Annotated in this window: 8 protein-coding genes and 2 pseudogenes; 3 read left to right on the top strand and 7 right to left on the bottom strand. The window is 51.7% G+C overall.

All coding sequences use genetic code 11. The annotated features are described in order from the left end of the window. The first annotated feature begins 32 nt into the window (after window positions 1-32). Both RYC18_RS01160 and RYC18_RS01155 read left to right on the top strand, forming a co-directional pair. Window positions 33-1,175: an endonuclease/exonuclease/phosphatase family protein gene (locus tag RYC18_RS01160; protein WP_316882067.1), complete on the top strand. Its 1,143-nt coding sequence runs from the start codon at window positions 33-35 to the stop codon at window positions 1,173-1,175. 172 nt (window positions 1,176-1,347) lie between these two features. Next, window positions 1,348-1,596 carry a hypothetical protein gene (locus RYC18_RS01155; RefSeq protein WP_316882066.1) on the top strand — a complete coding sequence of 83 codons (249 nt, stop codon included), beginning with the start codon at window positions 1,348-1,350 and terminating at the stop codon, window positions 1,594-1,596. Window positions 1,597-1,939: 343 nt separating this feature from the next. Here the strand turns inward: RYC18_RS01155 and RYC18_RS01150 are convergent, their stop codons facing one another. The 6 genes and pseudogenes from RYC18_RS01150 to RYC18_RS01130 all read right to left on the bottom strand — a co-directional run bounded on the left by RYC18_RS01150 (window position 1,940) and on the right by RYC18_RS01130 (window position 9,921). After that, a complete protein-coding gene (locus RYC18_RS01150) occupies window positions 1,940-2,734 on the bottom strand; it encodes a TIR domain-containing protein (protein WP_316882065.1) in 795 nt (264 codons plus the stop codon). 487 nt (window positions 2,735-3,221) lie between these two features. After that, complete coding sequence (locus RYC18_RS01145; RefSeq protein ID WP_316882064.1) at window positions 3,222-4,139, bottom strand: hypothetical protein; 918 nt, start codon at window positions 4,137-4,139, stop codon at window positions 3,222-3,224. A gap of 277 nt (window positions 4,140-4,416) precedes the next feature. Beyond that, complete coding sequence (hrpB, locus tag RYC18_RS01140) at window positions 4,417-6,951, bottom strand: ATP-dependent helicase HrpB (protein ID WP_316882063.1); 2,535 nt, start codon at window positions 6,949-6,951, stop codon at window positions 4,417-4,419. Between the two features lie 232 nt (window positions 6,952-7,183). Then, window positions 7,184-7,596: pseudogene (locus tag RYC18_RS26280) on the bottom strand (ATP-dependent helicase). A 178-nt stretch (window positions 7,597-7,774) separates the two neighbouring features. Further along, window positions 7,775-8,599, bottom strand: a complete 825-nt coding sequence (locus tag RYC18_RS01135) for a DUF4435 domain-containing protein (protein WP_316882062.1) — start codon at window positions 8,597-8,599, stop codon at window positions 7,775-7,777. Next, entirely contained in the window at window positions 8,596-9,921 is a 1,326-nt protein-coding gene (locus RYC18_RS01130; protein ID WP_316882061.1) for an AAA family ATPase, read from the bottom strand. Before RYC18_RS01130 ends, RYC18_RS01135 begins: the two co-directional genes overlap by 4 nt. A 526-nt stretch (window positions 9,922-10,447) precedes the next feature. Between RYC18_RS01130 and RYC18_RS01125 the strand changes: the two are divergent. Continuing rightward, window positions 10,448-11,719: pseudogene (locus RYC18_RS01125) on the top strand (PLP-dependent aminotransferase family protein); the annotation flags it as partial. Window positions 11,720-11,809: 90 nt separating this feature from the next. On the opposite strand, the gene RYC18_RS01120 reads toward RYC18_RS01125, so the two are convergent. Continuing rightward, the gene (locus tag RYC18_RS01120) at window positions 11,810-12,823 is read right to left on the bottom strand and encodes a J domain-containing protein (RefSeq protein ID WP_316882060.1); all 1,014 of its coding nucleotides are present in this window, start codon (window positions 12,821-12,823) and stop codon (window positions 11,810-11,812) included. Between the last annotated feature and the right edge of the window lie 25 nt (window positions 12,824-12,848).

The following is a 12,848-nucleotide window of genomic DNA, read 5'->3' as shown; positions in this document are numbered from 1 at the left end:
CCAACAGCTGACGCCAGACGCACCGATTCGGTATGCTGAATACCGAATCCCTCACCGAGCGCCAGGCGCTCCAAGTCGAGCCGATGCCACGTCTACTGCTACGTCTGACCCTGTACAGCCTGCTGCTGGTCGCCGTATTGCTGGTAATGGTTTACCAACTGACGTGGCGCCCTCCAGCTCGCGAGTTACTCCCGGCCATCTGCAACCCTGCGGTTCAGGCGCCGAAGCTGGTGCCGGGGCAAGCCCTGAAAGTCATGACCTGGAACATCCAGTTCCTGGCGGGCAAGCGCTATGTGTTCTGGTACGACATGGCCGACGGCAGCGGCCCGGACGAACGCCCGACGCATGAAGACCTGGCCTACAACCTGGATGAGGCGGCGCGGGTCATCCGTGATGAACAGCCGGATATCGTACTGCTGCAAGGGGTCGACGATGGTGCCAAAAACTCCGATTACGAAGACCAACTGGCATTGATCAAAGAACGTGTGGCGGACCTCTACCCGTGCAGCACGCAGGCGTTCTACTGGAAGGCAGAGTTCGTACCCAACCCGCATATCTGGGGCAGCGTCGGCAGAAAACTGGCGACCCTCAGCCGCTTCCACATCGACAGTGCCGAACGCGTGCAACTGCCGGTGCCAGACGCCAATATCATCAGCCGTCAGTTCCAGCCCAAGGATGCCTTGCTGGTCAGCTACCTGCCCCTGCGTGACGGCGGCAAACTGGCCGTCATCAACACCAGCCTGACCACCGCCAGACACACCGGCGACACCGCACAAAAACAGGTCGCTGCCACTGAAAAGCAGTTGGACAAACTGGAAAGCGGCGGCACACCGTGGCTGATCGGCGGCGACTTCAACCTGCTGCCGCTGGGCCAATACCAGCGCCTCCCCGAAGAACAGCGCCTTGGCTACGCCGCCGACAGCGAACTGCACGAGCTGTGGGAAAAATACCCGATGATCCCCGACAACGCCGAATCCAGCGGCATAGACCGCGGCAAATGGCTCACGCACTTCCCCAACGACAGCCGCATCAACGGGCCGGACCGGACGGTGGATTACCTGTTTTACAGCCCGAGTTTGAAGCGGGTCAGTGCGCGGGTGCGGCGGGACGATACGTTGTTGATATCTGATCACCTGCCGGTGATTGGGCGGTTTTTGTTGCCGGTTTTGCCTTGAGGTAGAAAACGGTATGCAGGTTTCAATATTCTGGCTGGCCACCAAACTTTCGAATGGCGTCCTCACAGCCGACAGTGTCAAAAGAGTTTGAACCGTTTCTGAGCGCGCTCGCCTAATGATTAGCCTGTGGATACTCCCACAGGCTACGTGCCAATACCGGCATACCCAAAGGGTGATCAACGTGGCTAAAGACGACAAGAAAAGTAAAGGCGAAGCCTCGAAAGCCAGCAAGGATCTGAAAGACAAGAAAGCATCACCGGCCAAGAAATCTGAAGCGGCCTCGACGCTTTCCAAGTCTTCCGAAAAGAAAGACAAGAAAAAAGACGTCGAGCCAAAGAAATCTGCCAAGAAAGCTGATAGCAAGCCAGAAAAGGCCAAGAAGTCAGAGAAGGCTGAAAAGCCGGCTAAAAAGAAAAAGTGACACCTGCTGCCTGCCAGGGCGTTGCGCCTTGGTGTTCTCTGGGTCTGTTGCTCTGGATGGCCAATATCTGATCAGGTGGCCCAGACCGGATGCGTTTAACCGCAAGGCTGTGCAGCTATAGAATTAATGTCCCTTCTCTCAAGCCAACGACAGCCTGCTTACGTCCCCGTAGGCTTCACCCGCGTAGTCGCCTCCGCCACCAACGGTCATCCGGCCAGTGATGCTTCGCACCAACTGACCGCTCTATGAATTGACAGCTTCTAACCCTTTAAAAACAAGGACATGAGGGAAACTTTGAAAAAGGTTTCCTAGTTTGGCAAGATACCCTAAGTAGACCCGCAGATTATTCACCAGGATCTTTTAAAATCATATCGATAGCTCCCTTCAACCTGACAGACAATTCTTTACGAATCGGAGCTTTGTTTTCCTCTTCTGGTGAGCAACGATAGAGCATAGCGCGTTTCAATCCCAAATCAAAAGGCAGGTCTTTAGGGCTGCCATAGTGCTCATTGAACAACAGCACTATATTGGACTCACCAAGTGCTTTCAGCGCATAGCCCAGCTCAAACATCACATTGGAATTGGGCTGACTATCATTGACCATGGTAATATCTGCTACAAAGATAGTGGACTCATCAACCTTGGACAAAATGGTTCTTATTATATCTGGCGAACCTGGAGTGTTTGCTGTATCAGAGTCCAGCATTGCCTCGTCACGCCCCTCAACCTCCAGTTCTTGATTCAAGCTATCAATAGCCTGACTCAAACATTTCCTAATAAAGTTTCGATTTGCATTCCCCTCTAGGGTCGACTGCCAAGAATAGAAGATCCTAGGAGTACCGTGGCGCTTTGTTCGCACAGAAAGCTCAGTAACTATACGTTTAAAAAATAAAATAGATGACCTAATTGCTTCATTACCCCCACCACCTCTCAATGACTGTAAGTTCACCATCGAAAAAACCGAGTTACTGAAATCCATCTGTGCACGAAGAGGAATGTCTTCTAAGACTTCCTTTTTTACGACAGTCCCATCCAGGCAAGGTACTCCTACCTTTCTAATGATAGAAAAAACAATACCATCTTTACTGTCACGTAACTTTTCGAACTGATCAAGAGCAATAATGGCTTCCTGAGCCATCTCCGCCAGCTCCTTATAAAATGAGTTCTTCACCTTCACACCCCCTTATACCTTAAGCACACCCATCAATACCTAGAACAAAACGCCTGCAACACAATAGAAACCCCATTACAAAACATCAGCAATAGCCTGTAAGTCAACAAAATTCGCATCATCTTACCCGCGTAAAATGGGCCGAACCGACAACTGATCAACTGATTCGGAGGCACCCTTGGCTACTCAAATATATGAACTGAATATAAGACAGCCAATCACTTGAGAGCTGAAAGCATTAGCGTCGTTTACAGAGTCCAAATCAACGTATAACAACACGACCTAGCGTTTGTCCGAAAGTCTGCCCGCAGCATCTCTCGTTGCAGGCCAGTAGAACCATGACTTACGGCTACCGGCCGATTTGTCATAGCGCTTGCAAAGCGGTGGCCTCCTTGAGCCCGCTGAACAGCCTTTCAGGACGGTAGATATCGCGTGACCTCCTTGCTCGCTTCACCTAATTCACTAATTTCTGACTGACAAGATACCCCTGAAGGGCCGAACAGTCTGCTGGGGGCTTCAACCTCATCTTCCTTAAAAACTGTTGAACTCGAAAATTGGCCAATTCTTTAGATGATGGAAGAGTAGGCTTCTGCGATATTGCGCAGGCCCACTTTTCCATGAATGCGGGCAAAGCCAGATTAGTTTTAGCGATCTCTGCATCTATAGAACATATCAACCTTAAAACAATATCCCCAAAACCAACAACCCCTCGAAGACTTATTAAATATTTATCACCAAGAACAATTACCGGATAAGCAGGTTTCTCTTTCACTCCCAAATCAGAAGCACTGAGCGGATGATAGAGATTGTAAGCCTTCACTTGCTTCGGACCTGCTATTCCGCCATTATGAATCTGACCGTTTCGCAGCTCTTTAAAGAAACGATAACAAATAATCAGGTTCTTGATTTTACCAAAACTGTACTTCTTATCTTTTATGAGCATTTTATAGTAGCTGCCTGCAAAAGCTGGCACTTCCGCAATAGAAGCTATCTCACCTACTATATCTTGTGTTTCATATGCTTTAAGCTGGCCAGATTTTACAAACCCACCTAGCTCATCATTAAAGCTAGAGTACCATGCTTCATAAAGCGCACAAATTTCGGATAGCATAAACTTAGCTACCTGTGCTTGCTGCGCTTCCCAGCTCACTTCAATGCAAGAACGCCGCAGATTAGCACCATGGATGTTGCTGCCTGCGACAAAGCGACCTAATAGTTCAGCATCGGTCATTTCAGGCCGTTCAGAAACTATGCCTTTAACCTGCCAGCGAAGGTTCCATAAAGCGACGGATGTGGGCCATAGAAAGTCAAAAATATCAACAATCTGAGCTGACATCAACTTTGATGATAAAAAGAAAAGTCTTTCGTGCATTGTTAACTTCCTGTCAATTATCCGACGACTCAATTTTAGATTTTTCTGTTCTTGACCACGTGCCAAATTATCTCACCGCACCAAGATCTCGATCAGTTTTTACGAGACATCAGATCACCACTTCACCCTACCAATCTTCTACTTTCAAGGCCGGTTCGCCAAACTGTAGGGAGTAGAGCTAGCAGTTCAAAGTGAACGTTCACCAGAGTTTGACGGCTGGGGCCATAATATCTTGAGCCTCTTGCAGTACTAATTTACAAGCCGTTGCTCCTCGACCTCAAGTCCCCCGCGGCTTGACCCGCGCCGTAGCCTCCGCCACCAACGGATCATCCGGCCAGTAATGCTTCGGATACCGCCCCTTCAGGTCCTTCTTCACCTCAATATAGGTAGACCGCCAAAAGTTGGCCAAGTCCTGCGTCACCTGCACCGGACGGCGCGCCGGAGACAGCAAATGCAGTTTCAAAACCTGCCGCCCATTGGCAATGCGCGGGGTATCAGATAACCCAAACAACTCTTGCAGCCGCACCGACAGAATCGGCGGCTGTTCACTGTAGTCGATACGGATATTCGAGCCAGACGGCACTTGGATGGTCTGCGGAGCCTGCGCTTCCAGTTGTTGCGGCATTGGCCACGGGAGGAGGTTGCGCAGGATGGAGGACAGGTCGAGTTGGCTGAAATGGCTGAGCCGGGTGACTTTGCCCAGGTAGGGCATCAGCCAGTTTTCGAGTGTCGCCAGCAGTTGCGCGTCACTCAGGTCGGGCCATTCGCTTGCTGCACTTTTGTCGATGTCCAGGTTGCGTAGCAGCGCGACACGCGCCTGCCACTGGCGCAGTTCGGGTGTCCACGGCAGCAGTTCCAGGCCTTTGCGACGCACCAGCGCCAACAATGCCTGGCTGCGGGCTGCGTCATCGAGGCCGGTCAGCGGTCCGCGGCTGATAATAAGCTCGCCCGCCTTGCGCTGCCGTTCTGCGCGGAACACGCCTTCGCGCTCATCCCAGTCAATCTGGTCCACGGTGATGACTTGCTCGGCCAGCACAGAGTCGAACAGCGCTGGATCGAATTCGGCAGCGAGGTAGATGCGTTCCTCACGCTGCCCCTGACGGCTGCCTAAATCTGCGATGACCAGCCAAGGCTGTTTCATCAGTGCGTCGGCCTCGGCAAAAAGTGCCGCGCGACCATTGGCCAATCGATATTCAGCACCGCCGGGGCGACGTTGTTGTGCCACGCGATCCGGGTAGGCCAGTGCCAGCAGAGCGCCCAGCCAGCGTGAATGATCGGGATCGATGACGGGGCTTTTCGCAGTGCCGCGCAGGTATCCGCGATATTGCCGTGCCAGCTGTTTAGCTCGCTGCACACCGCCCTGTGCACCACGCGCAGCACGCTCGGTGCCCGCCAGCAAGGTCAGACGGCTGTGCAGATCGGCCCCACCGCCGCGCAGAATATCGCGCTCACCCAACAGTGCGGCCACGTCACACGCCAGTTCGCCCAAGCCCAATGCATGACCGCACAGCAGCAGATGCGCGATGCGCGGATGAGCAGGCAGCTCAGCCATCGCCTGACCGTGTGGCGTCAGCGCTGGCGGTTGGCCCGGCTGATTGCTCAGCGCCTCAAGCCGCACCAGCAAATCCTGCGCCTGTGCATAAGCCGCCGCTGGCGGGACATCAAGCCAGACCAGTTGCGCAGGCGTGACGCCCCAGCGCGCCAGTTGCAGCGCAAGCCCGGCGAGATCCGCCTGAAGAATTTCTGCAGCGCCGTAGGCGGCCAGTTGATCGTGTTGCGCTTCTGACCACAGCCGATAACACACACCCGGCTCCAGCCGCCCTGCCCGCCCGGCGCGCTGGGTGGCGCTGGCACGGGAGATACGCTGTGTTTCCAGACGCGTCATGCCGCTGCCCGGATCGAAACGCGGCACTCGCGCCAACCCGGCATCGATCACCACACGCACGCCGTCGATGGTCAGGCTGGTTTCCGCAATATTGGTCGCCAGCACGACCTTGCGCGTACCTTTGGGGGCAGGCTCGATGGCCGCACGCTGCGCATTCAGATCAAGCTCGCCATGCAAAGGGCAAAGCAGGATGTCGGCGCGTTCGTCCAGCGCTTCTGCCAGTTGCTGGTTGACCCGACGAATCTCGGCCTGCCCCGGCAGAAATACCAGCAGGCTGCCGGACTCGCTGCCCAGCGCATCCAGTACCGTCTGCACGACACGCGGCTCGATGAATTCACCGGGCTGAAAAGGACGCCCCCACTGCATCGTCACCGGAAACATCCGCCCGTCGCTGCGCACTACCGGCGCGTCGTCCAGCAACGCCGCCAGCCGCTCGCCTTCCAGCGTGGCCGACATCAGCAGAATCTTCAGCGGCTGATCGTCACGAAACAGCTCACGACCATTGAGGCTCAGGGCCAATGCCAGATCAGCATCCAGACTGCGCTCATGAAACTCATCGAAAATCAGCAGCCCCACACCTTCCAGCGCAGGGTCGTCCTGCAAGCGACGCGTGAGAATCCCCTCAGTCACCACTTCAATACGCGTCTTCGGGCCGACCCGGCTTTCCAGACGAATCCGATAACCCACCGTCTCGCCGACCTTCTCACCCAGCTCACTGGCCAACCGCTCGGCAGCCGCTCTTGCCGCCAGTCGCCGAGGCTCCAGCATCAGAATGGTCTGCCCGGCCAGCCAGGTTTCCTCAAGCAGCGCGAGCGGCACACGCGTGGTCTTGCCCGCGCCGGGAGGGGCTTCGAGTACGGCTTCATGGCGCGTGGTCAGGGCCTGGCGCAGGGCTGGCAGGACGGCATCGATGGGTAACGAGATCATGGGGGCTCCCTGAGAGATGCGGGGAGTATACCGAGTGGGGATTCTGGGGGAGTGAGTAGCCCGCTAGCGGGGGAGTAAAAACAAAAAAAGCGGGCGAATGAAAGATTTCTGTCATTCGTCCCGAGTGCCGAATTTCGAAGCATATATTTGATGATACTGCGTGCAATTTTTTTTCGGCCAAACGTATGGTTAATGGAATGAATGCAGGTTGCAGCGCTGTGCTTTTCTGCTTTTATAACCGAATCCATCGTCTGAGCGAGGTTTGCGTTGAGATTATGGCTGAGAGCAATGCTGGCAATTGAAGCGCCGGACTGGCCACACTCTTGGTAACATAAAACTTATCAAAAATCAGCAGCCCTACGCCCTCCAAGGTTGGGTCGTCCTGCAAGCGACGCGTAAGAGCGCCCTCAGTACCCACTTCAATACGCGTCTTTGAACCGACCCAGCTTTTCAGGCGAATGCAACAACCGCGGTTTCGCAAGCCATTTTGCCCAGCTCACTGGCCAAGCGCTCCCGCGCTGCGCGGCCTTCATATCAGAATAGTCTGCCCGGCTAGCTAGCGTTCCTCAACCAGCGCGACCGGCACACGCATGTTCTGCCCGCACCGGGAAGGGCCTTGAGGACAGCTTCGTGGCGGGGGGTCATGGCTTGGCGGGCCGCCGCAGGTAAAGCTGCCAAAAGTAAGTTGCAGATATTTAAAACCACCCATTTATCAAAAGCCCATCCATAAGAATACCAGCAAGATAAAAGCAACCATTCTCAGAATTAAAGCACAATCTAAGCTAATAAGTTATTTATCAAAATTGCGACTATGCGCCACACTTTATATTTCGTTGGCCTCATGCCACCCTGAAATAGACTTATAAAGCTTTGTATCATAATATTCATGATCTTGGATTCCTACTCTAAGAACAGACTCAATCATGAATGCATCTAGCTTGACACCACGACCAAGCTCAGTTAGCAACCCACCAGCAAAAATATCAACTGCATCATGGCCTCTGACATAATTCCAAGATTCAACTTCAGGCAAAGCATACATACCTTTAATAAGCTCTTCCACTGATGCACTCACACCTAGGCTAACTGAAACCGAAAGCACATCATCAAAATCATACGACCATTTCCCTTTCTCCATAAATCTTTGCGGCTTTAGCTTTTTCAAGTCTACCTTGCGAGCAATATCATTGAACGCCCTAATACGACCGAAAAAAACACTTAAATCATGCAAATATTCACGAACGGTGCATTTATTTTTTTGCTCAAACTCTTTAACTTTCGCTTCATCTGCATACTCAGACAGAACCTTATCGAAAGCGCTTGATCGAATCAACACACCTTCTAAATCACGAGGATCAGTCGTAATTATATTATTTGGACGATGTTCACTCCTAATCAACCAATCATAGTCTGCATCAACTATCCCTAAAACTTTAAAACCATCATTCTCTCTGGACAACGCTTTCACAGAGTTGACCACATTAAGTTTTCCACCGCCAACGATCAGTTCAACATTTGCAAATTTTCTTGAAGTAAAGAACCTAATATCACTCGGCCCCTCCACTAGCCAAAAGAAACCCTTAAAACTGGTTTGCATCATTTTAATCTCAGAAACTATATCACCGACTGTTCTATTCCAAGCTATCATTGTTCTTGATCCGAATCCAAAGCAGTCATAAGATCGAAACGCTCACCAACTATAAATGGTGAATGTGTAGCTACAATAGAATAAAATTGAGCTTCCTCCGCAATCGATATTAATTCAGGAAGAAAAGCCTTTTGCCAAATGACATGTAACGACAGCTCTGGCTCATCTATTAGAACCAGAGTATCTACTGGAACCTTAAACAAAAGCTCGTACAACAGAACCATCTCATGCTGCTCGCCAGACGAAAGCGCATCCAAGGGGAGAGGTCGCTCTCCAGGACCTCTAACTACAAGCCCTTTCTCCCGACTCAGTGAAACACTTTTATTTCTGAATTTCTTATTAAGGCTTTTGAGAAACAACTGCACCCGCTTTGACAACTCATCAAAAACAGCAAGCTTAGTTTCACTATCGCGCACATAAAGATTCATGATCTCCACTTTTTTCTGCTCGACAGTATCAAGACTTTCGGTATTAAACGGCTGTATCACCTCAACATCTAACAATCCAATATCTCTAAGATTTTTCAACTGAGTAGCCAAATCATTCAACCTAGACTTTAGTTCGTCCAACCCCATCGGAATTGCACGCTCAGAGATAAAACGGTGTGGAAATGATTGATCTAGCTCTTGCGACTTCTTGCCATAATCCTTCAAGGCCGTACCAACTTGTGCAACTAAGTGCTTCGCACAATCATGAACTGAAACAACCATCTCAGGAGACTTACTCTTTTGCCAAGAAGGATTAACAGCTTGACGATACAACCTATTGGTTTCGACAAAATGTACTTTCACCTTAGAAAATATCTCTTCGAGATACTGGGCATTTTTTTTATCTTTAGCTTTAAGATTATGGCGAGTATACATAGCCAACATATCACGAGAAACCTCTTCTCCCGTTCGTTCATCCATCCATGTATCCAATCCTACTCGCACGAACCAAGGTGGCAGATTAACACCCGACTTCGTCATCTCATCTGAAATACTGTGCGAGATTATATTTTTTTTATTTTTAACTATATCAATGTCTATCCTATGCGCGATATCAACAGACTGACTCCAAAGCTCTTCCTGGGTAACTCCCACTCTTTTTATATTTATTTCAGTATCATCACTTAATTTCACATGAATCTTTGAAAATGGAATTTTCCCCAACGCAGAAAAATTCTTATTGAATAAGAAATTTAGGCTTTTCAATAAAGCTGTTTTCCCAACACCGTTAGGACCATGCAGTATTGAAACATTCTCACTAGGATTAAATACAATCTTATGATTGTACAAACCATATAGATTATGTATTTCATACTCTGAAATATTAATACGCATTAAATCCCCACCGTTAATTATCAATTTCAAAAACTAATAGACAACTAGCGAGAAAGAGCTTGGATTTGGCGATAAAATAAATTCGACTATGAATTCCATGCATAACATCCATTTCTGCGTAGTAGCCATCTGCCTACATTGCAGGCTTTACGGGAGGGAGTCAAGCTTCGTAGGGACTACTGCGGAAACTCCTGAGCTCTAGCCTACTGAAATTAAATTATAAATTTATTTTGACTTCGCCTTGATCTTTTGAACTGTACAAGCTATGCAAGGCAAGGATAAATAATCAAAGACAACCGAGTTATTTAGGATACGGGCGCGCTAGAGTCAAATCGGCGATCTTCTACTCGGAGGGACCTGATAGAGAGGCACCTTCTGTCGCCTGCTACCCAGAATAGCCAGATTTGATCAAATAGAGAGGAGTTAGTGACATGGACGGTTCCCAGGGGAGCCATGATCAAATCGAGTCAAGATCACAAACGACTGAGATCAGCCGGGCTTAGCCGCCATCGCCGTTACGTCCACGCGAATGCCTTCAATCAGAAAACTGGCCTCGACGTCTGACGCCAGCTATCACGATGCTGTATCGACCTACGCGCGTCTGGTGAGTGAAGGTCTGCTCTCGGCCTCTCCAGGACGTGGCTACTTTGTCACCAGCGGTGCGTCGCAAGCGGTGAATCCGCGCGAACCAGAGTGCATGAGTGCGGATCCGCTGTTCAGGCTTCTACAAGCCGGACCGCACTACACCAAACTGGGATGTGGCTGGCTGCCACCGGCATGGCGAGACACCGAGTTGCTGGCCAAGGCCATTCGGCGCACGGCGCGGCTAGAGCAGAGTTCGCTGGCCGAGTACGGTGACATCTCGGGGTATCTGCCCATGCGCAAACAGCTATGCGTGCACATGAAGCGGCTGACCCGTATCGATATTCGACCGAGTCAGATTCTTAGCACTCTCGGGGCGACACAGGGGCTGGATCTGGTCGCCAGACTGCTGATCAAGCCGGGCGATCATGTATTCGTAGACGAGCCGGGCAATGGAAACCTGATCAGGTTGATCCAGTTGGCAGGCGGGCACGTTGTTGGCGTGCGGAGGACTCAGGACGGGCCAGATATCGCTGAGATGGAAAGCTACTTGACCAAACACACCGTCAAAGCGTTCTTCTGCAATAGCACTTTTCACAACCCAACCGGCAGTAACATCAGCCCGCACAACGCTTTCAAGGTTTTGCGCCTTGCTGTAGAGCACGAGTTCTTTGTGGTCGAGGATGATGTGTATGGCTACTTCAGCCCTACTGTCCGCCAGACGTTTGAGGAACTGGACAATCTGGATCGGGTGATTTACGTCGGCAGCTTTTCCAAGTGCCTCTCCGCCTCGCTGCGCGTGGGCTATATCGCCTGCTCGCAAGAACTCATAGAACCCCTGACCCGTCTGAAGCTGCTGACGTGCGTCGCCGTTCCAGCGTTTTGCGAACGGTTCGTCAACACCATTCTGGCAGATGGTACCTACGCAAGGCACATGCAGAATGTTCAGCAAAGGCTGATCAGTCAACAGGTCCAGACTCAGCGCGCCTTGCGTGCAAGAGGATGGCAGTTCGACATAGCGCCACAGGGCGGCATGTTCATCTGGGCCTATCACCCGGACATCCCTAACCTGGAGCCCTTCATGAAGAAACTTGAACAACACAAGATCTTGCTGATGCCAGGCTCGGCGTTCTCGGTATCGCGCGACTACCAGCGTTTTGCGCGAATAAACTGCACGCATTTTTCCGAGGCAATAGAAGAACGCTTTTCCGTGTGATCGACGAAGAACAGGTTTAGTTATCTGGTCTGCTTACGCATTGTGCCCGCTGCTCAATAGAGCGGCCCTGAGCGGCATCACGCCGGAGAATCAGACTTGGACCTCGTCGCCCTTCTCATTAATAAGGCCATTGTCGTATTTCTTGCGCAATTCTGGATCGGACAAAATCCTGAACGCATTTGAAATCATTTTGAAACGTTCAGTCGCCTCAGCCTCGTTACCGACGTTCTTATCAGGATGATTCTTCAGCGAGGCTTTCTTGTAGGCCGTTTTGACTGCGGAGAGGTCTGCCGTCATGTCCGAGAGTCCCAAGTGTTCGTACAACGGCTTGACGGGTGACTTGGCGGGGGCGGAATCGCCCACCTTCGCGGAAGCGTCAGCGGCTGGTGTGTCGTGGGGCCGTTGTGTTGAAGGCCGCTCAGCGCCTGCATTGGGGTTTGCTTTCGGTGGTGGCGGCGGTGTGCTGTTGGCCTGCGGGCGAGTGCGTGGAGGCGTTTGCGGATGTGCTTGCTGTTGGGCGCTTTCAGGTCTCCAGGATGGGCCCGGTGTGGGTCGTCGTACGCGATCAGTGTTCGACTGACGAATCTCGTTGATCAACTGGTCAGCGATGTCGTTCATCAGCTTGTTCAGCTTCAGGTTGCTGGAGAAGAACGCGTGGTGCGCCTCACAGTTATCCTTGCCCTGCGCGGGTTCAAGCTTGGCCATCGCGTCGGTCAGCTTCTTGCCCAGAGAGAACAACATCTTGCCCTGGCTGTCGCTGACGCCCAAAAAGCTCATCACGTTATGCATCGACTTGTCGCGCTCCCAGACAACGCTGGCCACGTCGAAGGCAGCTCGCGCCAGATTGAATCGGCCTCCGCCTTCGTGAGTCTCGACATTGGTCACCGGTTCCTTGCCGCGCAATGCGTCCAGGATTACCGCGAGGCCTTTCTGCTGACGCTCGTTAAGCCGGCCTTTCTGCTCCAGCAATGAGCTGTTGACCTGCAACGCCACTTTGCCAGCGATATGGCTAACGACGTTCATCGCGCGGTCTATCGTTGGCTTTGTCGAATCGCTGAGCGCTACACGCGCCAACGAAGATGCAATGCTGGTGAGGTTGATCATATGCGTCCCCGGAAACTCATTGTCG

The sequence above is a fragment of the Pseudomonas syringae group sp. 247E2 genome, assembly GCF_032587795.1.
Lineage (GTDB): Bacteria > Pseudomonadota > Gammaproteobacteria > Pseudomonadales > Pseudomonadaceae > Aquipseudomonas > Aquipseudomonas amygdali.
Note: the sequence above shows the minus strand (reverse complement) of the source record. Positions and strands in the feature narration are given on the sequence as shown.

Coding starts and splice junctions, on each gene's coding strand:
- RYC18_RS01160 (WP_316882067.1), top strand. CDS start 33: ATGCTGAATACCGAATCCCTCACCGAGCGCCAGGCGCTCCAAGTCGAG.
- RYC18_RS01150 (WP_316882065.1), bottom strand. CDS start 2,734: ATGGCTCAGGAAGCCATTATTGCTCTTGATCAGTTCGAAAAGTTACGT.
- RYC18_RS01145 (WP_316882064.1), bottom strand. CDS start 4,139: ATGCACGAAAGACTTTTCTTTTTATCATCAAAGTTGATGTCAGCTCAG.
- hrpB (WP_316882063.1), bottom strand. CDS start 6,951: ATGATCTCGTTACCCATCGATGCCGTCCTGCCAGCCCTGCGCCAGGCC.
- RYC18_RS01135 (WP_316882062.1), bottom strand. CDS start 8,599: ATGATAGCTTGGAATAGAACAGTCGGTGATATAGTTTCTGAGATTAAA.
- RYC18_RS01130 (WP_316882061.1), bottom strand. CDS start 9,921: ATGCGTATTAATATTTCAGAGTATGAAATACATAATCTATATGGTTTG.
- RYC18_RS01120 (WP_316882060.1), bottom strand. CDS start 12,823: ATGATCAACCTCACCAGCATTGCATCTTCGTTGGCGCGTGTAGCGCTC.